Origin of the sequence: Massilia sp. X63 (genome assembly GCF_041023745.1) — a bacterium.
In the GTDB taxonomy this organism is placed as follows: domain Bacteria; phylum Pseudomonadota; class Gammaproteobacteria; order Burkholderiales; family Burkholderiaceae_D; genus Telluria.
On the sequence record NZ_JBFTEF010000003.1, the window covers coordinates 183,509 to 205,119 of the forward strand.

Genomic DNA, 21,611 nt, shown 5'->3' on the forward strand with positions numbered 1-21,611 from the left:
GAAGAAAGTCGGCGGTCGGGCCAGCGCCCGCCGCCGTGTGTCAGATCTTACTACCGCTCGACAGCTCAGCGGAAACCACCAAACTGCTTACTCCACCGTCACCGACTTCGCCAGATTACGCGGCTTGTCCACATCGGTGCCGCGCGCCAGCGCGGTGTGGTAGGCCAGCAGCTGCAGCGCTGCCACGTGCAGGATCGGCGACAGGTCGCCATAGTGCTCCGGCAGGCGGATCACGTGCAGGCCTTCGCCGGAGGTGATGCGCGAGTCGACGTCGGCGAACACATACAGCTGGCCGCCGCGGGCGCGCACTTCCTGCATGTTCGACTTCAGCTTTTCCAGCAGCGCGTCGTTCGGGGCGATCGTGACCACCGGCATCTCTTCGGTCACCAGCGCCAGCGGGCCATGTTTCAGCTCGCCTGCCGGGTAGGCTTCGGCGTGGATGTACGAGATTTCCTTGAGCTTCAGGGCGCCTTCCAGGGCGATCGGGTAGTGCATGCCGCGGCCCAGAAACAGGGCGTTTTCCTTGCGTGCAAATTCTTCGGCCCAGGCCATGATCTGCGGCTCCAGCGCCAGCACTGAGCTCAGCGCGACCGGCAGGTGGCGCATCATCTTGAGGTGCTCGGCTTCTTCCGCATCGCTCAGGCGGCCGTTGACTTGCGCCAGCGTCAGGGTCAGCAGGAACAGGGCGGTCAGCTGGGTCGTAAACGCCTTGGTCGAGGCCACGCCGACTTCGACGCCGGCGCGGGTGATGTAGGCCAGCTTGCATTCGCGCACCATGGCGCTGGTGGCGACGTTGCAGATGGTCAGCGTATGCGGCATGCCGAGGCTGCGCGCATGCTTCAGCGCGGCCAGGGTGTCGGCGGTCTCGCCGCTTTGCGAGATCGTGACCACCAGGGTCTGCGGGTGCGGCACGCTGTCGCGGTAGCGGTATTCGCTGGCGATCTCGACGTTGACCGGGACCTTGGCGATGCACTCGATCCAATACTTGGCGGTCAGGCCGGCGTAGTAGCTGGTGCCGCAGGCCAGGATCAGCACGCGGTCGATTTCCTTGAACACGCCATAGGCGCCGTCGCCGAACAGTTCCGGCATGATGCCGGTCACGCCTTCGAGGGTGTCGCCGATGACGCGCGGCTGTTCGAAGATTTCCTTCTGCATGTAGTGGCGGTACGGGCCCAGCTCGGCAGCGCCGGTGTGGGCGTGCACGGTTTTCACTTCGCGCTCGACCGGACGGCCGTCAAGGTCGACGATCCAGTAGCGCGCCAGCTGCAGGTCGACCACGTCGCCTTCTTCGAGGTAGATGATCTGGTTGGTGGTGCCGGCCAGCGCCATCGCGTCCGAGGCGACGAAGTTCTCGTTCTCGCCCACGCCGACGATCAGCGGCGAGCCCTGGCGGGCGGCGACCACGCGGTGCGGCTCTTCCCGCGCGAACACGGCGATCGCATAGGCGCCGTGCAGGCGCTTGACGGCCTGCTGGACGGTGTCGAACAGGTCGCCGTTGTACATGTGGTCGACCAGGTGGGCGATGACTTCGGTGTCGGTCTGGCTGGTGAACTCGTAGCCGAGGCCCTTCAGTTCGGTGCGCAGCTCGTCGTGGTTTTCGATGATGCCGTTGTGGACAAGTGCGATGCGCGCATTGTCTTCGCTCGGCGAAAAGTGCGGGTGCGCGTTGTGCGAGGCCGGGGCGCCGTGGGTGGCCCAGCGGGTGTGGGCGATGCCGGTGAAGCCTTCCAGGTGGGCTTCACGCACCTGCGTTTCGAGCTCGGCCACGCGCGAGGTGCTGCGCGAGCGGGTCAGCTTGCCGTCCAGATGGACGGCCACGCCGCAGGAATCATAACCACGATATTCCAGACGCTTCAGGCCCTCGATCAGGACGGGGGTGATGTTGCGCTTGGCGACTGCACCGACGATACCGCACATGTTGACCTCACTTAAAGATTTTCAATTAAACCTATCGTAGAGCAACTAGTATGAAATAAGCTTTCAGAGTGCGCCTAATTTTGATAGATTATTTCATCACTCAACCATGATGAAATATTCTCTCATTTAAGACCAATAATTTTACTTTTATTTCATACGATGTCAGAACAACCAGCCCTGGACGAGCTTGATCGTCGCATCCTGAACACCCTGCAGACTGATGCATCGCATACGAATGCCGAATTGGCCGAACTCGTGCATGTCTCGGCCCCCACCTGCTTGCGCCGGGTGAAACAGCTCAGCGACAGCGGCGTGATCCAGCGCCAGGTGGCAATCGTCGACCCGGCCAAGGTCCGCGCGCGCCTCAGCGCCATCGTCGAGATCACGCTCGACGTGCAGGCGGCCGAGCGCATGGACGAATTCGAAGCCCTGGTGGCGCCCGATCCGGCGGTGCTGCAGTGCTACCGGGTCAGCCCGGGGCCGGACTTCGTGCTGATCGTGCAGGTGGCGGACATGCCGGCCTACCATGCGCTGGCGCACCGCCTGTTCACGGCGCACGCCAACGTGCGCAACGTAAAAGCCTATTTTTCCACCCACCGATCCAAGTTCGATACCCGGATCGTGGTGTAGTGCAGCACGGCATTTCTGTGGATAACTTTGTGGATTAACCCCGGGAGAACCACAGGATAAGCATGTGATTAGCCTGTGTTTATCCTGTGTCCTTCCTGTGATTAGCCTGTCGGCATCCGGTGGATTACTTCTTCGTCTTCACCGGACGCGTCCAGCCTTCGAGGGTCATCTGCTTCGGGCGCGAGATGGTCAGTTTGCCTGCCGGCGCATCCTTGGTGAGCGTCGTGCCCGCGCCCAGGGTCGCGCCTTTGCCGACCGTGACCGGCGCCACCAGCTGGCTGTCGCTGCCGATGAAGGCGTCGTCCTCGATCACGGTGCGGAACTTGTTGGCGCCGTCGTAATTGCAGGTGATCGTGCCGGCGCCGATGTTGACGCGCGAACCGACCGTGGCGTCGCCGACATAGGCCAGGTGATTGGCCTTGCTGTGCGCGGCCACCTGGCTGTTCTTGATCTCCACGAAATTACCCACATGGACGTCCTCGCCCAGCTCGGTGCCCGGGCGCAAGCGCGCATACGGACCGATCTGCGACTTGTCGCCCACCACCGCCTCTTCGATGTGGCAGAAGGGCTTGATCTGGGCGCCGGCGCCGACCCGCGCGTTGACCAGCACGCAGTGCGGGCCGACCGTCACGCCATCGGCCAGCTCGACGCGGCCCTCGAACACGCAGCCGACGTCGATCACGACATCGCGGCCGCAGACGAGTTCACCGCGCACGTCGATGCGTGCCGGGTCCATCAGGGTCACGCCCTTTTCCAGCAGGGCAGTGGCGATGTTCAGCTGGTGACGGCGCTCGAGCTCGGCCAATTGCACCTTGCTGTTGACGCCGGCCACTTCCCATTCGGCCGAGGGCTGGGCCGAGACCACCGGCACGCCGTCCGCGACCGCCTGGGCCACGATGTCGGTCAGGTAGTACTCGCCCTGCGCGTTGTTGTTCGACAGCGCGTTCAGCCACTTCTTGAGGTGGACGGTCGGGATGCACATGATGCCGCTGTTGATTTCGCGGATCGCGCGCTCGGCTTCGCTGGCATCCTTTTCTTCGACGATGCGCACGATGCTGCCGTTTTCGCGCACGATGCGGCCCAGGCCGAAGGGATTGGCCTGCTCCACGGTCAGGATGGCGAGCTTGTCCTTGCCCGCGGCCTCGACCAGGCGGCCGAGCGAAGCGGCGGTGGTCAGCGGCACGTCGCCGTACAGCACCAGGGTCGGCACGCTGTCATCCAGCTGCGGCACGGCCTGCATCACGGCGTGGCCGGTGCCCAGCTGCGGCTCTTGCTTGGCGGTGTCGATCGGGGCGCCGGTCTGCTCGGCCAACTTGCCGACCATCTCCGGCACCGCTGCGCCCCCGTGCCCGTAAATCACGCATAATTTACTCGGCGATAAGCCGCGAGCGGTATCGATAACATGTCGCAACAGCGGTTTCCCCGCCAGCGGATGCAAGACTTTCGGCAGCGCAGACTGCATGCGTTTTCCCATGCCGGCGGCGAGGATTACAACGTTCATAAGCCGTTCTCAAAAGTTGAAAATATGAAAAAGTTTAACACGCAAGAGTCCTTGTCCCGGCGCACTATTGCGCTCTGCCTGATGGTGCTGTTCGCCTTCCTGACCGCGTGCAGCTCGGTGCGTTTTACCTACAACCAGGGCGATACGCTGCTGTACTGGTGGCTCGATTCCTACGCCGACCTCGAAGGTCAGCAGGCCGACATCGCCAAGCGCGACATCGACAAGCTGTTCCGCTGGCACCGCCAGACCCAGCTGCGTGATTACGCGGCACTGCTTGGCAACATGCAACGCGAGCTGGCCGGCAATCCCACCCAGGCCGACCTGATCGACCTGTACAAGGAAGTGCGCGTGCGCGGCGAGCGCCTGGCCGGCCATGCGGTGCCGGAGATGACCACCCTTGCACTGTCCCTTAAACCGGATCAGATCGCCGACATCGAACGCAAGTTCATTTCAAAAAATGCGGAATATCGCAAGAAATTTATCGAGGGTAGCACCGAAAAGCGCCAGCGTGCGCGCTTCAAGAAGGCGATGGACCAGCTGGAACTGTGGTTCGGCCGCTTCAGCAGCGAACAGGAAGACATCCTGCGCAAGACCATGAATGCGCGCCCGCTCGACAACGAGATCTGGCTGGAAGAACGCGTCTGGCGCCAGCGCCGCATCCTCAGCCTGCTGCGCAAGTTCCAGCAGGAGAAGCCGAACCGCGAGCAGGCGGCGGCCCAGATCACGGCGATGCAGCGCGAGCTCTTCGGCCGCATGGATTCGCCCGAGCGCAAGGCCTTCTACGATACCAGCATCGACCAGACCACGAAATTCGTCCTGACCGCGATCCGCATCGCCACCCCGGCGCAGAAGAAGCACGCGCAGGAACGCATGCAGGGCTGGATCAACGATTTCCAGGCCCTGGCTGCGGGTAAATAGGGGCGGAAGGGGGTGCCAGGCCCCATGCTATAGTGCCGCCCATGCAAAAGAAGTCTTCCCCACCACGAGCCCACGGGGCTCCCCGCCTGGCGCCGCGCCAGGTGCGCATCATCGGCGGCGCCTGGAAACGCGCGCTGCTGCCGGTCCTCGATGCCGACGGCCTGCGCCCGACCCCGGACCGCGTCCGCGAAACCGTGTTCAACTGGATCCGGCACCAGCTCGGCGGCGATTTCGAGGGCAGCAATTTCCTCGACCTGTTCGCCGGTTCCGGGGCACTCGGCTTCGAAGCGGCGAGCCGCGGCGCGGCCTCGGTGACGATGGTGGATAACCATGGCCCGGCGGCACGCCAGCTCGAAGCCAACCGCGACAAACTCAAGGCCGGCAACGTGAAAGTGCTGCGCGCCGACGCCCTCGGCCTGGTGCGCGACCTGGCCGCGCGCGGCCAGCGCTTCGACGTGATCTTCCTCGATCCGCCCTACCAGCTGGGCCTGCTTACCGAGATCCTGCCGCTGTGCCCGGCCATCCTGAACGAGGACGGCCTGGTCTATTGCGAAACCGGCGAGCCGCTGCCGCTGGAAGGCGAAGGTCCCGAGTGGCTGGCCGGCTGGGAGGCGATCCGCGCGGATAAAGCCGGCATGGTCTATTACTACCTGCTGAAATTGAACGGCGAGCCGCACAACGAAGTCGCCTGAGCAACAAAAACTGCACAAAGATTGGGCAAAAACCGCCCCAGGCTGGGGCGGGTGCCGGATTTTCAGGCATAATGCGCGTTCTGACAGGGTGATTCTCCAAGGGAGCCGCAATGGTTGTAGCCGTTTATCCAGGTACGTTCGATCCGCTCACGCGCGGGCACGAAGATTTAGTGCGCCGTGCATCGGGCCTGTTCGACCGCCTGGTGGTGGGCGTTGCCGACAGCAAGAACAAGAAACCCTTCTTTTCGCTCGACGAACGCCTGGAAATCGCCAACGAGGTACTCGGCCATTATCCCAACGTGCAGGTGGAGAGTTTTTCCGGCCTGCTGAAGGATTTCGTGCGCCAGCACGATGCGCGCGTGATCGTGCGCGGCCTGCGCGCCGTGTCCGACTTCGAATACGAATTCCAGATGGCAGGCATGAACCGCTACCTGCTTCCCGATGTCGAGACCCTCTTCTTGACGCCGTCCGACCAGTACCAGTTCATCTCGGGCACCATCGTGCGCGAGATCGCCATGCTGGGCGGCGACGTCTCGAAATTCGTCTTCCCGTCGGTGGACCGCTGGCTGCAGAAGAAAATCGCAGCGATCAAGGCGGCGCCGGCAGCCTGAACCGGCAGCAACCAGCAGCAAGGAACCGCACACCATGGCACTGATGATTACCGACGATTGCATCAACTGCGACGTCTGCGAGCCCGAATGCCCGAACGACGCCATCTCGATGGGCGCCGAGTTTTACCAGATCGATCCGCACAAGTGCACCGAATGCGTCGGCCATTTCGAACAGCCGACCTGCGCGGAGTTATGCCCGGTCGCGTGCATTCCCCTCCATCCCGACTGGCGCGAAACGCGCGAAGAACTGCAGGCGAAATACGAACGCCTGAACGCCGCCAAGGCGAGCGCCTGATCCCCGAAGCCGGCTTCCATGCCGGCTTTTTCTTTTCCTCTATTTCCTCTGCCTGTATTTCCTCTGTCTCAATGACGCGTGGATGTCCCGCCGGGGCCGGCGTGCGTGCGTGGCGCGCGAAACTGGCGTGCTATCCTGATTTTCATGCATGCGCCAGACGACCGGAAGGACGCCATTCCCACCTCATTGCACGAGCATCTCGGCAAGGTGACGGAGTTCTACGCGCGTCATGAAAGCGAGCTGCCGACGGCCCAGCGCCTGGTCGAGAAAACCAGCGTCTTCCTCGGCAGTCCTGCCTACGTCGCCGGTAACCTGGTGTTCGTCGTCCTCTGGATCGCCTGGAACCTGGCGGCGCCCGAACTCGGCTTCGATCAATGGGACGAGCCGCCCTTCTTCTGGCTGCAGGGGCTGATCGCCCTGAACGCCTTCGTGATTTCCACCACCGTGCTGATTCGCCAGAATCGCATGTCCACCCTCGCCAACCAGCACGCCCACCTCGATCTGCAGGTCAACCTGCTCGCCGACGAGAAGAGCAGCAAGATCATCGCGATGCTGGAAGACCTCCGGCGCGACCTGCCCAACGTGCGCGACAAGGTCGACCAGCAAGCCGAAGAACTGGCCAAACCCACCGATACCGGCGCCGTCATCTCGATCATCGAGGACGCCGCCGAACAACTCAACTGTAAGCACAAGTAGTCGACTGCACAGGGCCGATACATGCCCCCGAAAGCAGGGGCAGGGTCGTTTGCACCTCGGCAGTAACCATTACTTATCATTTATCGATAAGACAAAGTGAATTGTGTTGAACGGTATCGATTACGCATCCATATCAGGTGAACTCAACATTAACAGCGCGCAAAATCCACATTTATTTGCGCTTTTCAGGCTCCCAAGTGAATCAAGCCTGACAGCGCCATTTTCACGCTTCTTACGTACAACCTCCCGTTAATTTATCTCATCCTTATACTATTTCGCTATTCATGGCATCTCGATGACGAAGGAGATGTTGACTCTTAGTGAACTTTGTTAAATCGACGGGACGAGAAAAGCCCGGTGACGAAGAGTCACTCCGGACAGCGCAATTGACGGTCGGCGACCAAAGGGCCGAAACGGGTGGAACAGGCGGAAACGGGGAGAACGGAGAATCAGCCCGGGAAGCGGGACAGGGAAAGCGGGACAGGAAAAGCGGAGCAGGAAACCCGGAAAATGCGGACGTAAAAAAACGCGGCGTCCGGATCGGAGGCCGCGTTAAACGGAGAATCGGGAGATCAGTGGTGCTTGGCCAGGTGCGCCTTCGGCGGGCGCGGGCGCACGGTCAGGACCGCGGCGCGGCCAATACCGACCAGCAGCGGACGGAAAAACATGGCAACGCCGCCCAGCAGCGCAAGGCCGGTGGCGGTACGGAGGACCTGACCGACAGGAACGGCTGCAGCGGTGGCGCCGGCGGTCTGGATGAGGGTAAGTACGGCAGACATGATGTGGATAAATGTTCAGTTGTGCACAATATAGTGCGATGCAACATATAAATCTAATTTTGTTCCCTGATGACGCTTATGCATTCTGTGAATACTTGAGGTACACTTGGCACACTTACTGTATTGCCATCAATACCTTCCCATGAGCTTCCTGACGCTTGACCTGAACCTGCTGCGCGTATTCGACGCAGTGATGACCGAGCAAAACCTCACCCGCGCCGCCGGGCACCTCGCGATGACCCAGCCGGCGGTCTCGAACGCGATCAAACGCCTGCGCGAAAGCCTCGGGGACGAACTCCTGATCCGCACCGCGTACGGCGTGAAGCCGACGCCGCGCGCCGAAGCGCTGTGGCCGGCGGTGCGCCAGGCCCTGGCGGCGCTGGAAGCGGCGGTGATGCCGGAAACCTTCGACGTGTCGAAGGCCCAGGCGACCTTCCGGATGGCCATGGCGGACGCCACCGCGGCCCTGTGGCTGCCGTCGCTGATGCGCTCGATCGAACGCGAAGCGCCGGGCGTGAATATCCGCATGGTGCCCCTGACCACGCGCGAACCGCGGCCGATGCTGCTGCGCGGCGACATCGACTTGGCGGTCGGCTTCTTCCCCGGCGTGGCGGCCCAGCTGTCGTACGAGACCGGTTCGCCGATCCGCCACGAGCGCCTGTATTCCGGCGTGTACGTGTGCGTGATGCGCAAGGACCATCCGCTGGCCAAGGAAAAGCTCGACCTCGACGCCTACTGCAAAGCCAATCACCTGCTGGTGAGTTTCTCCGGGCGCGCGCACGGCCTGGTCGACGAAGCCCTGGCCCAGATCGGCCGCGAGCGCCGCATCCTGCTGACGGTGAACCAGTTCTTCACGGCAGGGCGCGTGGTGGCGAATTCCGATCTGATCACGGTGTTGCCGAAGCACCTGATGGTCTCGACCGGCATGACCGATGCGCTGGTATGGCGCGAGCTGCCCTTCCAGCTGCCGGCCGTGCACCTCGACATGCTCTGGCACGAGCGCGACGGCCGCAGCCCGGCGCACCGCTGGCTGCGCAAGAACCTGGAAAGCATGGCGGAGAGCGCCTCGCCGAAGACCGGCGCGCGCAAGGTCGTGTGATTTTTTTGTAGGGTGGGCGGGGGAGAACAGTCCAGTGGACTGTTTTGCCGCCCGCGCCTTCAACTACCTCTCGCGTCGCCTGTACGCATCCGCGAACCGGCTCAGCCGACCACCCTACCTGATCGGCAGCTTGGTGGTGTTCTTGACTTCTTCCATCACCGCATAGGTGTGCGTCTCACGCACACCTTTTTGCAGCAGGGTCTTGCCCAGGAATTCGCGGTAGGCGGCCATGTCCTTCACGCGCGCCTTGACCAGGTAGTCGAAGCCGCCGGCCACCATGTGGCACTCCAGCACTTCGGGTATCATCTGAACGCTCTGTTTGAAAGCATCGAACACTTCGGGAGTGGTACGATCGAGCACCACTTCGATGAAGACCAGCAGCGACACGTCGAGCAGCTGCGGGTTGAGCTGGGCGGTGTAGCCCATGATGTAGCCGGATTCGTGCAGCTTGCGCACGCGCTCCAGGCAGGCGGCCGGAGACAGGTTGACCCGCGCGGCCAGTTCGACGTTGCTGATTCGTCCGTCGTTCTGGAGTTCTGCCAGAATTTTCTTACTGATCTTGTCGAGCATGGTCGGTCTCCTGCCATGTAAATATTATTCGGTTAGATTGTCGCATCAAAAACTATCTTTTGCTAGTCTGTCTTAAAAACAGAATTAATCCAGAAGATTTCCTTCTACAATCGAATCATTCCATTGTGTCGCGCAGCACGCCGGCCGCCTCTTGAGCGGTGCGGCGTTTTTTGCTGCGTGGAGCACGGTTTCGATTCCTTTTTAGAAGACTCACTATGCAGACTGCCGCCGCACTGGCTAGCACCACGGCCTCCACTTTCGTTCCTTTCGATGCGCTCCAGCAGGAGGTCAAGCGCGACCAGACGCCGCTGCGCCAGGCCATCACCAATGCCTACCGCCGCGACGAAACCGAGGCGGTGCAATGGCTGCTGGCGCAGGGCGCAAGCGCCAACGGCGACGCCTACATGCTGGCCCACCGCCTGGTCTCGAGCGTGCGCGAAAAGCGCACCCGCTCCTCGGGCGTGGACGCGCTGATGCACGAGTTCTCGCTGTCTTCGGAAGAAGGCGTGGCGCTGATGTGCCTGGCCGAAGCCCTGCTGCGCATTCCCGACAGCGCCACCGCCGACCGCCTGATCGCCGACAAGATCAGCCGCGGCGACTGGAAAAAGCACCTGGGCGAATCGCCTTCGCTGTTCGTCAACGCGGCCACCTGGGGCCTGCTCATCACCGGCAAGCTGGTCTCGACCAACAGCGAAAAAAACCTTGGCTCGGCGCTCACCCGCCTCATCGCCAAGGGCGGCGAACCCCTGATCCGCAAGGGCGTCGACATGGCCATGCGCATGCTGGGCAACCAGTTCGTCACCGGCCAGACCATCGACGAAGCGCTCAAGAACAGCCGCGAGAACGAAAGCCGCGGCTACCGCTATTCCTACGACATGCTGGGCGAAGCCGCGCTGACCGAACTCGACGCGCAGCACTACTACGCCTCGTACGAGAGCGCGATCCACGCGATCGGCAAGGCCGCGAACGGCCGCGGCATCAAGGACGGCCCCGGCATCTCGATCAAGCTGTCGGCCCTGCACCCGCGCTACAGCCGCGCCCAGTACTGGCGTGTGATGAACGAGCTGCTGCCGCGCGTGCGCAGCCTGGTGCTGCTGGCCAAGGGCTACAACATCGGCATCAACATCGACGCCGAAGAAGCCGACCGCCTCGAGATCTCGCTCGACATGCTCGAATCACTCGCTTTCGATCCCGCCCTGGCCGGCTTCGAAGGCATCGGCCTGGTGGTGCAGGCCTATCAAAAACGCTGCCCCTTCGTGATCGACTACGTGGTCGACCTGGCGAAGCGCAGCGGCCGCAAGTTCATGGTGCGCCTGGTGAAGGGCGCCTACTGGGATGCCGAGATCAAGCGCGCCCAGGTCGACGGCATGCCGGGCTACCCGGTGTACACCCGCAAGGTGTACACCGACGTGTCTTATCTCACCTGCGCGCGCAAGCTGCTGGCGGCCAGCGACATCGTCTATCCGCAGTTCGCCACCCACAACGCGCACTCGCTGTCGGTGATCTACACCTGGGCCAAGGCCGAGGGCATCACCAACTACGAATTCCAGTGCCTGCACGGCATGGGCGAGACCCTGTACGACCAGGTGGTCGGCCCGAACAAGCTGGACAAGGCCTGCCGCATCTACGCGCCGGTCGGTTCGCACGAGACCCTGCTGGCCTACCTGGTGCGCCGCCTGCTGGAAAACGGCGCCAACTCCTCGTTCGTGAACCAGATCGTGGACGAGAAGGTGGCGATCGACACCCTGCTGGCCGATCCCTTCGAGCAGGCGCGCGCTGCCGGCGGCCAGCCGCATCCGGCGATCGCCGTGCCGCTGCAGCTGTTCGGCGCCGAGCGCAGGAATTCAAGCGGCCTGGATCTGGTCAACGAGAACACCCTGGGCAAGCTGGTCGACGGCCTGGCCGAGCAGCGCCAGTACGGCGCGGCGCCGCTGATCGCCGGCCCGGTGGAAGGCAGCGCAGCGGCGAATGTCGTCAATCCGGCCATGTCGTCCGACGTGGTCGGCCAGGTCGTCGAGGCCTCGCGCACCGACGTCGAAACCGCACTGGCCGCCGCCGCCGCCTTTGCCGGCGAATGGGAAGCCACGCCGGTCGCCACCCGCGCCGCCATGCTCGAGCGCACCGCCGACCTGTTCGAACAGAACGGCACCGAACTCATGGCGCTGGCCGTGCGCGAAGCCGGCAAATCGCTGCCGAATGCGATCGCCGAATTGCGCGAAGCGGTCGACTTCCTGCGCTACTACGCGGTGCAGGTCCGCGCGTCGACCGCCGAGGGCGCACTGGGAGCGGTCAGCTGCATCAGCCCCTGGAACTTCCCGCTGGCGATCTTCACCGGCCAGGTGGCGGCCGCGCTTGCGGCCGGCAACGTGGTGCTGGCCAAGCCGGCCGAGCAGACTCCCCTGATCGCGCACCGCGCCGTCGAACTGTTCCTCGAAGCCGGCTGCCCGCGCGCGGCGCTGCAACTGCTGCCGGGACGCGGCGAAGTGGTGGGCGCGGCCCTCACGTCCGATGCGCGCGTAAAAGGCGTGATCTTCACCGGTTCCACCGAGGTGGCGCAGCTGATCAACCGCACCCTGGCGAAACGCGCCGAACAGGAAGGCATCGACATCCCGCTGGTGGCGGAGACCGGCGGCCAGAACGCGCTGATCGTCGATTCCTCGGCGCTGCCGGAGCAGGTGGTACAGGACGTGCTGTCCTCGGCCTTCGATTCGGCCGGCCAGCGCTGCTCGGCGCTGCGCGTGCTGTTCCTGCAGGAAGACATCGCCGACAAGACCATCAAGATGCTCAAGGGCGCGATGCAGGAGCTGCGGGTCGGCTCGCCGGACCGCCTGGCCACCGACATCGGCCCGGTGATCGACGCCGAGGCCCAGCGCAACCTGCTGGCCCACATCGAGCGCCTGCGCGCCACCGCGCGCAGCCATTTCGCGCTCGACCTGCCGGATAGCGTGAACAATGCCGGCACCTTCGTGCCGCCGACCGTGCTGGAAATCGGCTCGCTGGCCGAACTCAAGCACGAAGTCTTCGGCCCGGTGCTGCACATCGTGCGCTACCGCCGCGCCGACCTGGCCAAGGTGGTCGACACCATCAACGCCACCGGCTACGGCCTGACCCTGGGCGTGCATTCGCGCATCGACGAGACCATCGACTTCATCGTCACGCGCGCCCACGTCGGCAACATCTACGTGAACCGCAACATCGTCGGCGCGGTCGTGGGCGTGCAGCCTTTCGGCGGCGAGGGCAAGTCGGGCACCGGCCCGAAGGCCGGCGGCCCGCTCTACCTGAAGCGCCTGCAGCGCAAGCCGGCGCCGCTGATGGAGCACAGCCGCACGTTCGATGCCGGCCTGGATGCGCTGCTCGGCTGGCTGCGCAACAACGGCCAGCAGGATCTCGCCACACTGGCGCAGGGCTACGGCCGCAACGCGCTGAACGGCGTCGAGATCGCCCTGCCGGGTCCGACCGGCGAGCGCAATACGCTGGCTTTCACGCCGCGCGGCACCGTGCTGTGCGCGCCGCAGAGCGCTGCCGGCCTGCTCAACCAGCTGGCGGCCAGCCTGGCCGACGGCAACCGCGCGCTGGTGCTGGCCGCGCCGGCGCTGATCCCGGCCGATCTGCCGGCCCTGGTGAAGGAGCGCGTGCGCTTCATCGGCGACGATGAAGTCGACGCCAGCGAATTCCAGGTGGCGCTGCTGGAAGCGGGCTTGAACGGTTCGCTGCGCAGCAAGCTGGCGGCGCGTCCGGGGGCCATCGTCGGCATCGTCGACACCAGGGCCCAGGAGCCGGTCGCCCTGTGGCGACTGGTGGCCGAGCGGGCCGTGTGCGTCAACACGACGGCGGCTGGCGGCAACGCAAGCCTCATGACCTTGGAAGTGTAATCATCACGGGGAGCGCGAGCTCCCCTTTTTTTTGCCAAATTAAGCGGTTCGTAGGGTGGGCAGGTTCCCTGCCCACGCGGTGGTAGTCAACAGCGAGATCACCGGGCACGAAATCGGAGCCGTTACCGGTCACCGCGTGGGCGGGAAACCCGCCCCCCCTACAAAATCGCAAAACAGGAGTAGCGTAGTAGCAGTCTCATTCTTATGAAACTTGGAGGCAGACATGCTTGTTGGCGTACCGAAGGAGATCAAGAACCACGAGTACCGCGTCGGGCTCACCCCGCCCTCGGTGCGCGAACTGACGTCGCGCGGCATCGACGTGATCGTGCAGCAGGGCGCCGGCGCGCAGATCGGGCTCGCGGACGAGCAGTACCTGGCCGCCGGCGCCAGCATCGTGGGCACGGCGCAGGAAATCTTCGGCCGCGCCGACATGGTCGTCAAGGTCAAGGAACCGCAGCCGGCCGAATGCGCGATGCTGCGCGAAGGCCAGGTCCTGTACACCTACCTGCACCTGGCGCCGGATCCCGAACAGGCCGCCGCGCTGGTGAAATCCGGGGCGGTCTGCATCGCTTATGAGACCATCACCGGCCCGGGCGGCGGCCTGCCGCTATTGGCGCCGATGAGCGAAGTGGCGGGACGCATGGCGATCCAGGCCGGCGCCAGCCACCTGGAAAAATCGAAGGGCGGCATGGGCCTGCTGCTGGGCGGCGTGCCGGGCGTCGCCGCGGGGCACGTGGTGATCATCGGCGCCGGCGTGGTCGGCACCAATGCGCTGCAGATGGCGGTGGGCACCGGGGCCCGCGTGACGGTGCTCGACAAGAACGTCGACCGCCTGCGCCAGCTCGACCTGGTCTACGGCAACCGCATCTCCACGCTGTATTCCAGCACCCATGCGATCGAGGAAGCGGTGCTGGATGCCGACCTGGTGATCGGCGGCGTGCTGGTGCCGGGCGCAGCTGCGCCGAAGCTGGTCACCCGCGACATGATTGCGCGCATGAAGCAGGGCGCGGTGGTGGTGGACGTGGCGATCGACCAAGGCGGCTGCTTCGAGACCTCGCACGCCACCACCCATGCCGACCCGACCTTCGTGGTGGACGGCGTGATCCACTATTGCGTGGCGAACATGCCGGGCGCGGTGGCCCGTACTTCCACCTTCGCGCTGAACAACGCCACCATCGGCCACGCCGTGGCGCTCGCGACTAGGGGCTGGCGCCAGGCACTGGCGCTGGATCCGCACCTGCGCAACGGCCTGAACGTCTGCCAGGGCAAGGTCACCTACGAGGCGGTGGCCAAGGACCTGCACTACGACTACGTGCCGGCGGAGTCGCTGCTGGGCTAAGTACTCGACAAGAAATAAATGTGAGTTTTGGCGAACAGAACCGGATGCGGTGCAAGGCGGCGAGTGCGCCGCAGTGCGAGCACTGCAAGCGCGAGCCAACGCAGCAACGCGCCGGTTATGGAAGCCAAAAACACATTTATTTAAGGGCGAGTACGTGGGTGCCGGCCGGCAGCGGGCTGGCGGCCAGGTCGCGGCACACGCGCCGGGTGACGTGGAAGGCATACTGCGCGGCCACCGACGACACGAAGCGCATGAAGTCGTGCGCCGCGTCTTCGTTCGCGTTGTCCGAAATGGTGCGGATCACGGCGCAGGGCACGCCCAGCTCGTGGCACACCTGCGCCACCGCGGCGCCTTCCATTTCGACCGCCACCAGGCCGGGCAGGGCCGCATTCAGCCCGTTCAGGCGCACCCGGTCGGCCATGAACTGGTCGCCGCTCGCCACCAGGCCGCGGTGCACCCGCGGCTGGGCCAGGCGAAATGCGCGCCGGTCTTCCGCGCCGATCGCGTCCACCAGGTCCGACTCGAGAAAATCATGGGCCGCGCGCGATACGCGCAGCGACAGCGCATGATCCGGCGCGAAGTGCGTCCGGCCGGTGAGCGGCACCTCGAAACGGGGAAACAGCGGACTTGCATCCATGTCGTGCTGCACCAGCGCATCGGCCACCACGATATCGCCCACCTGCACCGTTTTGTCGCCGGCACCGGCCACCCCAGTGAAGAGGATGTGGGTAACTCCGAACTTTTCCACAAGCGTGGTGGCTGTCATGGCAGCGGCAACCTTGCCAATTCGCGATAAAACGCACACAGCGTCGATTTCCCACAGGGTTCCTGCCCAGTACTCGCGCATGCCGTGGATGAGCTTGGCGGGGCCTCTCATGGCTTCTACGAGCCCCAGCTGTTCTTCGTGCAAGGCGCTGATGATCCCCAGTCGCATGTTTTTCCTTGTTTTCCTTGTATTTTTGTCAGGCCAGCGGCTTGCGGAAATAGACCACACGCTCAGTTTCGTCAAATCCGAGCGCCCGATGCATTGCATGGCTGGCCGTATTCTCGACCAAAGCGTCGGAGGCCATTTCGGTACAGCCCTGTTTCCTGGCCCATTGCTCGGCAGTTTTGACGAGCAGGGCGGCGATGCCTTGCCCGCGGAATGCCGGATCGACGTACAGGCCTTCCAGGAAGCCGACAGGAGACGACGTCGTTCCGTTCACGTAATCGCTGCGCAGCGCCACTTCGACCAGTCCCTGGGCTGCTCCAGCGCCGGAATAGGCGATGAACTGTGCATAACGATCGGGTTGTGCACATAGCTCGCGCATTTCTTGCAGGTGTTCCGCGCGATCTGCCGGCCACAAAGCCATGCGCAGCTGCAACCAGCCGGCTTGTTCAACGCTTGTGCACGCTTTGATCGAGCTCATGAGGCCGCCGTTTTCTACGCTTGAGTGCGCATTTTGCTTGTCTTACGAAGCTGAGGCCAGCAAAAACCGGTTTTTCCTGGTCTTTCCTGGCTTTTCCGGCAGTGAAGCTTCCACGGTATTAGTTAACTAAAGTTTGTATACAAACTGGTAGTAGATAGTAAACGCGGCTCCTTCTGTTGATAACTCGCGTTTACTCCACAGGATCAATGATTTGCGTGTGCGTTTACCGGCTGGAAAAAGCCTGTGTGGACGTGGGACGGAACTTGGACAGATTCTGGGCTGGCCAGGAAATGCAGCGTTCTGCACATCCGATCCTGTGGATATACATCGACTTTTCCACAGCAGGACCGGCACAAAGCAGTCAAAAGCGCTTGCAAAACGCTTTTTGCAGGCAGTCCGGGAACGCGATCGCCTGCGGTGTGCATGTTCGGGCAGATGCTTGTCGGCGATGTTCGGGTTAACGCCGTGTGCGAACAGGCGTTCAGCCTGGCAGCGAAGGCGGTCCGTTTCGCGTTATCGGTTTTGTTGTTGTAGTAAACAAGTTTGTATACAAACTGGTAGTAATAGTAAACGCGCCTTCTGTTGTGGATAAGAAGAGTTTTCTCCACAACGTCAATGGTTTACGGTCGCGTTAACGCCTTGAACAAAGCTTGTTTTTAAGGTGTAGGAAACTTGGACAGAATGTCGGCCGGTTCGTTAACCGGGCTGTTCTACACATTCGATCCTGTGGATATCCCAGAGGTTTTCCACAGATGCCTGTCGAGACAGGGCGTTTTGCCGCCAGATGCGTGCCTGGGCGTGGCCGATGCCGCCATGCCGGCAGGCTTGCAGACCGATGTGCTGCCTTGCACGGTGGCGCGATTCTTCGGCCGAGCAGGACGATGCCGCTGCGCCAAGCGCGACATCGCTGTGCATCGCGCAGCCGGATGTCGCTGGCGCTTGCGCCCTGTGGGTGCGATACGACGGCGGGCAAAATTTTTTTTTTCGGCGCAGTCGCAAGGTTTACAAGCAAAGTTTGTATACAAAAATGATAGTAGTGGTTAACGCAGGCCCCTTCTTGTGGAAAAGGCGGTTAACGGCTGCGAAATCATGGACTTACTGACCGTATAAGCCGGTGCACCAGTAGCGCGTGAAAGCAGGGTGAAAACTGGATAAGATTTTGCCGGCCTCGAACTGCCCCGGTTCTGCACAAACCGGACCTGTGGATATCAAGAGGTTTATCCACAGGTGGCCCCTAGACTTCTGTTTACGATCTGGTAAGCTTGCCTCAACGAATGACGAACGGAGGGTGTGTGGATCTCGACGCGTTGTTTCATCCGCCCCTGTCACGTGCGTTGGGGAGCGACGGCTTGCGTCCGTTCGTGGCTCGGGAACGCTAGCCTTGGAATCGGCCGGCGAGTACGACTACATCATCGTCGGCGGCGGCACGTCCGGCTGTGTGCTGGCCAACCGCCTGACGCGGGACCCCGGCATTGAGGTCCTGCTGGTGGAAGCGGGCGGCCGCGACGATTACATGTGGATCCACATCCCGGTCGGCTACCTGCATTGCATCGGCAATCCGCGCACCGACTGGCTGTTTCGTACCGAAGCCGATCCCGGCCTGAACGGACGGGCGCTGATCTACCCGCGCGGCAAGGTGCTGGGCGGCAGTTCGTCGATCAACGGCATGATCTACATGCGTGGCCAGCCGGCCGATTACGAGCGCTGGGCCGAGGCGGCCGGCGACGATAGCTGGCGCTGGGAACGGGTGCTGCCGCTGTTCAAGCGCAGCGAAGACCACTACCTGGGCGCGAGCGATGTGCATGGCGCCGGCGGCGAATGGCGCGTGGAAAAGCAGCGCCTGTCGTGGAAGATCCTGGACGCGTTCCGCGAGGCGGCGGCGCAGACGGGCATCCCCAAGATCGACGACCTGAATGCCGGCCGCGGCGAAGGTTCCGCCTATTTCGAGGTCAACCAGCGGCGCGGCATCCGCCTGAATACCGCGAAAGCCTTCCTGAAACCGGTGGCGAAACGGCCGAACCTGACCATCATGACGGGTTGCCACGTCGAGCGCCTGCTGTTCCAGGACACGCCGCAAGGCAAGGTGTGTTCCGGGATTCGGTTCACCGGCGGCGGCCAGGCCTACACGGCGACGGCGCACCGCGAAACCCTGCTGGCGGCGGGGGCGGTGGGGTCGCCGCAGATCCTGCAGCTGTCCGGCATCGGCGATGCGGGCGCACTCCAGCGCCACGGCATCGCTCCGGTGGCGGACCTGCCGGGCGTCGGCGCCAACCTGCAAGACCACCTGCAGCTGCGCATGATCTTCAAGGTCGAGGGCGTGCCGACCTTGAACACACGCGCCACCAACTGGTTCGGCAAGGCGCTCATCGGGCTGGAATATGCCTTGTTCCAGAGCGGGCCGATGTCGATGGCGCCATCCCAGCTCGGTGCTTTTGCGCGGTCTTCGCCCGACTTGCCGGCGCCGAACCTGCAATACCACGTCCAGCCGCTGTCGCTGGACAAGTTCGGCGATCCGCTGCACCGCTTCCCGGCGTTTACGGCCAGCGTGTGCAACCTGCAGCCGACGTCGCGCGGGAGCGTAGCGATCACGTCCGGCGACAGCTACGCGCCGCCGAAGATCGCGCCGAACTACCTCAGCACCGAGGCCGACCGGAAAACCGCCGCCGCGGCGCTGGCGCTGACGCGCCGCATCGTGGCCGCGCCGGCGCTGGCCGGCTACCGCCCCGAGGAATTGACGCCCGGGCCGCAATTCCAGAGCCAGGAAGAACTGGCCCATGCGGCCGGCCTGGTCGGCACCACGATTTTCCACCCGGTCGGCACCTGCCGCATGGGGAGAGAAAACGATTCGCAGGCGGTCGTCGACAGCCGCCTGCGGGTGCGCGGCATTGGAAAACTGCGCGTCGTCGATGCCTCGATCATGCCGTTTATTACCTCCGGAAACACCAATTCGCCGACCATCATGATTGCCGAAAAGGCGGCCCAGGACATCCTGCTCGGGCACGCCGTCCCGGCCATATCGTGAGGGCCGGGCCTTGTCGGTATCAACGGGCAAGTAGTCCTCGCAGTCCCGTCAGCCTGGGCGAGTCGGTCGGCATGGTCACTGGCCTGATCTTCATTGTCTGTGTTCTCGTGTTCCGCCGTGGTATTGTTGGGGAACTCGATGCGCTGCGCGCGCGTGCCCGCAGGGCAGGCGCGTGAGCGGCGCCACGCAGCCATGGGAGCGCGCATGAACCTCGAATCGCATTTTGTCGACGTGCACGGCCTGCGCATGCATGTCGTCAGCGCCGGCACGGGCCCGGCCGTCATCCTGATGCACGGCTTCCCCGATACCCACGCCATCTGGCGCCTCCAGATTCCGGCGCTGGCGGCGCAGGGTTTCCGCGTCATCGCGCCCGACATGCGCGGCTACGGCAAGACCGACGCGCCGCCCGGCACCGGCGCCTACGCCATCGAATTCCTGTGCGCCGACATCCTCGGCCTGATGGATGCGCTCGGCCTGGAAAAGGCCTCCATCGTGGGACACGACTGGGGCGGCCTGGTCGGCTGGCAGCTGTGCATGGACGCGCCGCAGCGCTTCGAACGTTTCGCGGCCCTGTCCACCGGACATCCGGCGGCGATCGCCAACGCCGGCGTCACCCAGCAGATGCGCTTCTGGTACATCCTCGGTTTTCTGATGCCGGTGGTGGCCGAGACCGCGATCCGCGCCAACGACTGGTTCTTCCTGCGCCAGATGACGCGCCGTCCGGAACAGGTGGCGATCTGGCGCGCCGCGCTGGAGCCGGAAGGGCGCCTGACCGCGGCCCTGAACTACTACCGCGCGAACATCAAGCTGGGCCGCCCGCACCACTGGTGTCCGGTCGAGGTGCCGGTGATGGGCGTGTGGAGCGACCGCGATCCGGCGCTGGGCGAAAAGCAGATGCTCGATTCCGCCCACCACTGCCGTGCCGGCTTCCGTTACGAACGCCTGGGTGGGGCGGGGCACTGGATGCAGCTCTCGGCCACCGAGCGCCTGAATGCCCTGCTGCTGGACTTCCTGCGCTCCTGAGCCCTACAAGGCCGCGGCGTAGATCGCGTGCGCGTCCGCCCGCGTGACGTCGCGCGGGTTGTTGCCGAGCAGCCTGGTCTGGAGCATGGCATCGTCGGCCAGGCGGTCGAGGTCAGTTTCCCTGATGCCGACCTGGCGCAGGCTGGTCTCGATACCCGTCATTGTGGCGATCTGTTGCATTGCAACAATAAGCGCTTCCGCCTGCGCCGTGTCGCTGCCGCTGGCATGCGGCACCACGATGCCTGCCAGTTCCGCATACAGGCCGGCCGCTTCGGGCAAGTTAAAGCGCAGGACATGCGGCAACACCAGCGCGTTCGACAAGCCGTGCGGCACGTGGAAGATGCCGCCGATCGGGTAAGCCAATGCATGCACGGCCGCCACCGGCGCGTTCGAAAACGCCTGTCCGGCCAAACAGGCGCCGAGCAGCATCGCCTGGCGCACGGCGAGATTGTCGCCCTGCTCGCAGGCGCGCAGCAGGTTGCGCGACAACAGCGACAAGGCTTCGCGCGCCAGGGCGTCCGACAGCGGGTTCTTCTTGTGCCGGCTGGTATAGGCTTCGATCGCGTGTACCATCGCATCGATGCCGGTCGCGGCGGTGACGACCGGCGGCAGACCCAGGGTCAAGCTCGCGTCGAGCACGGCCAGGTCGGCGTACAACTGGGGCGCCACCACCCCGGTTTTAGTGGTGGCGCCGGTGGTGACGATCGCGATGTTGGTCACCTCGGATCCGGTGCCTGCCGTGGTCGGTACCTGCAGCAGCGGGAGCCGCCTGCCCTGGACCTTACCGATGCCGTAGATCTCGCCGATGGCCTGGCGCGAACCGGCCAGCACGGCGACCAGCTTGGCAACGTCCATCGAACTGCCGCCGCCGAAACCGATGACCAGGTCCGCCTCGTGCCGGCGTGCAGCCTCGACCGCATCGAGGATGACCGCTTCGGGCGGGTCGGCCAGGACGTCGGAAAACAGCGCCGGCGCCACGCCTTCCTGTTCCAGGCTCAGGCGTGGAAGCGAAAGCAACCCGGCGCGCAGGACGCCGGCATCGGTCACGATGAAAGGGCGGCGCGTGCCGGGGAAGCGTTCGGCGACGATGTCGCCCAGATGCCTGCTGGCGCCGGGCTCGGACAGGATGGTAGCGACGGTGCTGAAGGCGAAGGCGGTCATGGCTGTCTCCTGGTGTGGTGGCGCTAGCTTACCCCATCCCTGGCCGTCGCTGGACCTCGGGATGATGCCTGCAGGAA

Annotated in this window: 18 protein-coding genes and 1 pseudogene; 12 read left to right on the plus strand and 7 right to left on the minus strand. The window is 63.9% G+C overall.

Annotated features, from left to right (window positions below; all coding sequences use genetic code 11):
* Nucleotides 1–87: 87 nt before the first annotated feature.
* On the minus strand, nt 88–1,917 hold the full coding sequence (glmS, locus tag AB3347_RS07875; RefSeq protein ID WP_369091235.1) for a glutamine--fructose-6-phosphate transaminase (isomerizing): 1,830 nt from the start codon (nt 1,915–1,917) through the stop codon (nt 88–90).
* Between the two features lie 159 nt (nt 1,918–2,076).
* Between glmS and AB3347_RS07880 the strand changes: the two genes are divergently transcribed.
* Nucleotides 2,077–2,547, plus strand: a complete 471-nt coding sequence (locus AB3347_RS07880; protein ID WP_369091236.1) for an Lrp/AsnC family transcriptional regulator — start codon at nt 2,077–2,079, stop codon at nt 2,545–2,547.
* A 124-nt stretch (nt 2,548–2,671) separates the two neighbouring features.
* Here the strand turns inward: AB3347_RS07880 and glmU are convergent, their stop codons facing one another.
* Nucleotides 2,672–4,048 carry a bifunctional UDP-N-acetylglucosamine diphosphorylase/glucosamine-1-phosphate N-acetyltransferase GlmU gene (gene glmU, locus AB3347_RS07885; RefSeq protein WP_369091237.1) on the minus strand — a complete coding sequence of 459 codons (1,377 nt, stop codon included), beginning with the start codon at nt 4,046–4,048 and terminating at the stop codon, nt 2,672–2,674.
* Between the two features lie 24 nt (nt 4,049–4,072).
* Here glmU and AB3347_RS07890 point away from each other — a divergent pair, with 24 nt between their 5' ends.
* From AB3347_RS07890 to AB3347_RS07910, 5 genes are all read left to right on the plus strand, one after another.
* On the plus strand, nt 4,073–4,966 hold the full coding sequence (locus AB3347_RS07890) for a DUF6279 family lipoprotein (protein ID WP_369091238.1): 894 nt from the start codon (nt 4,073–4,075) through the stop codon (nt 4,964–4,966).
* Nucleotides 4,967–5,007: 41 nt separating this feature from the next.
* Nucleotides 5,008–5,658 (plus strand): 16S rRNA (guanine(966)-N(2))-methyltransferase RsmD, encoded by a 651-nt coding sequence (gene rsmD, locus AB3347_RS07895; protein ID WP_369091239.1) that lies wholly within the window; start codon nt 5,008–5,010, stop codon nt 5,656–5,658.
* 110 nt (nt 5,659–5,768) lie between these two features.
* Complete coding sequence (gene coaD / locus AB3347_RS07900) at nt 5,769–6,269, plus strand: pantetheine-phosphate adenylyltransferase (RefSeq protein ID WP_369091240.1); 501 nt, start codon at nt 5,769–5,771, stop codon at nt 6,267–6,269.
* A gap of 34 nt (nt 6,270–6,303) precedes the next feature.
* Nucleotides 6,304–6,564, plus strand: coding sequence for a YfhL family 4Fe-4S dicluster ferredoxin (locus AB3347_RS07905; protein ID WP_369091241.1), 261 nt, complete (start codon nt 6,304–6,306; stop codon nt 6,562–6,564).
* Nucleotides 6,565–6,708: 144 nt separating this feature from the next.
* Nucleotides 6,709–7,260 carry a DUF1003 domain-containing protein gene (locus AB3347_RS07910; RefSeq protein WP_369091242.1) on the plus strand — a complete coding sequence of 184 codons (552 nt, stop codon included), beginning with the start codon at nt 6,709–6,711 and terminating at the stop codon, nt 7,258–7,260.
* Between the two features lie 572 nt (nt 7,261–7,832).
* Here the strand turns inward: AB3347_RS07910 and AB3347_RS07915 are convergent.
* Nucleotides 7,833–8,039 carry a hypothetical protein gene (locus tag AB3347_RS07915; protein WP_369091243.1) on the minus strand — a complete coding sequence of 69 codons (207 nt, stop codon included), beginning with the start codon at nt 8,037–8,039 and terminating at the stop codon, nt 7,833–7,835.
* 142 nt (nt 8,040–8,181) lie between these two features.
* Here AB3347_RS07915 and AB3347_RS07920 point away from each other — a divergent pair, with 142 nt between their 5' ends.
* The gene (locus tag AB3347_RS07920) at nt 8,182–9,138 is read left to right on the plus strand and encodes a LysR family transcriptional regulator (RefSeq protein ID WP_369091244.1); all 957 of its coding nucleotides are present in this window, start codon (nt 8,182–8,184) and stop codon (nt 9,136–9,138) included.
* A 114-nt stretch (nt 9,139–9,252) separates the two neighbouring features.
* On the opposite strand, the gene AB3347_RS07925 is transcribed toward AB3347_RS07920, so the two are convergent.
* On the minus strand, nt 9,253–9,708 hold the full coding sequence (locus AB3347_RS07925; RefSeq protein ID WP_005664065.1) for an Lrp/AsnC ligand binding domain-containing protein: 456 nt from the start codon (nt 9,706–9,708) through the stop codon (nt 9,253–9,255).
* Between the two features lie 215 nt (nt 9,709–9,923).
* Here AB3347_RS07925 and putA point away from each other — a divergent pair, with 215 nt between their 5' ends.
* Both putA and ald read left to right on the plus strand, forming a co-directional pair.
* Entirely contained in the window at nt 9,924–13,580 is a 3,657-nt protein-coding gene (putA, locus tag AB3347_RS07930) for a trifunctional transcriptional regulator/proline dehydrogenase/L-glutamate gamma-semialdehyde dehydrogenase (RefSeq protein WP_369091245.1), read from the plus strand.
* A 223-nt stretch (nt 13,581–13,803) separates the two neighbouring features.
* Complete coding sequence (gene ald / locus AB3347_RS07935; protein WP_369091246.1) at nt 13,804–14,919, plus strand: alanine dehydrogenase; 1,116 nt, start codon at nt 13,804–13,806, stop codon at nt 14,917–14,919.
* A 136-nt stretch (nt 14,920–15,055) separates the two neighbouring features.
* On the opposite strand, the gene AB3347_RS07940 is transcribed toward ald, so the two are convergent.
* Both AB3347_RS07940 and aac(6') read right to left on the minus strand, forming a co-directional pair.
* On the minus strand, nt 15,056–15,952 hold the full coding sequence (locus AB3347_RS07940; RefSeq protein WP_369091247.1) for a 5'-methylthioadenosine/adenosylhomocysteine nucleosidase: 897 nt from the start codon (nt 15,950–15,952) through the stop codon (nt 15,056–15,058).
* Nucleotides 15,882–16,328: an aminoglycoside 6'-N-acetyltransferase gene (gene aac(6'), locus AB3347_RS07945; protein WP_369091248.1), complete on the minus strand. Its 447-nt coding sequence runs from the start codon at nt 16,326–16,328 to the stop codon at nt 15,882–15,884. Before aac(6') ends, AB3347_RS07940 begins: the two co-directional genes overlap by 71 nt.
* Before the next feature lie 1,381 nt (nt 16,329–17,709).
* On the opposite strand from aac(6'), the gene AB3347_RS07950 reads away from it, so the two are divergent.
* The 3 genes and pseudogenes from AB3347_RS07950 (at nt 17,710) to AB3347_RS07960 (ending at nt 20,373) form a co-directional block, all read left to right on the plus strand.
* Nucleotides 17,710–19,350, plus strand: a complete 1,641-nt coding sequence (locus AB3347_RS07950) for a GMC family oxidoreductase (protein WP_369091249.1) — start codon at nt 17,710–17,712, stop codon at nt 19,348–19,350.
* Between the two features lie 50 nt (nt 19,351–19,400).
* A pseudogene (locus AB3347_RS07955) lies at nt 19,401–19,526 on the plus strand (branched-chain amino acid ABC transporter permease); the annotation flags it as partial.
* Nucleotides 19,527–19,554: 28 nt separating this feature from the next.
* Entirely contained in the window at nt 19,555–20,373 is an 819-nt protein-coding gene (locus AB3347_RS07960; RefSeq protein ID WP_369091250.1) for an alpha/beta fold hydrolase, read from the plus strand.
* A gap of 3 nt (nt 20,374–20,376) precedes the next feature.
* Here the strand turns inward: AB3347_RS07960 and AB3347_RS07965 are convergent, their stop codons facing one another.
* A complete protein-coding gene (locus AB3347_RS07965; RefSeq protein ID WP_369091251.1) occupies nt 20,377–21,534 on the minus strand; it encodes an iron-containing alcohol dehydrogenase in 1,158 nt (385 codons plus the stop codon).
* Nucleotides 21,535–21,611: the final 77 nt, after the last annotated feature.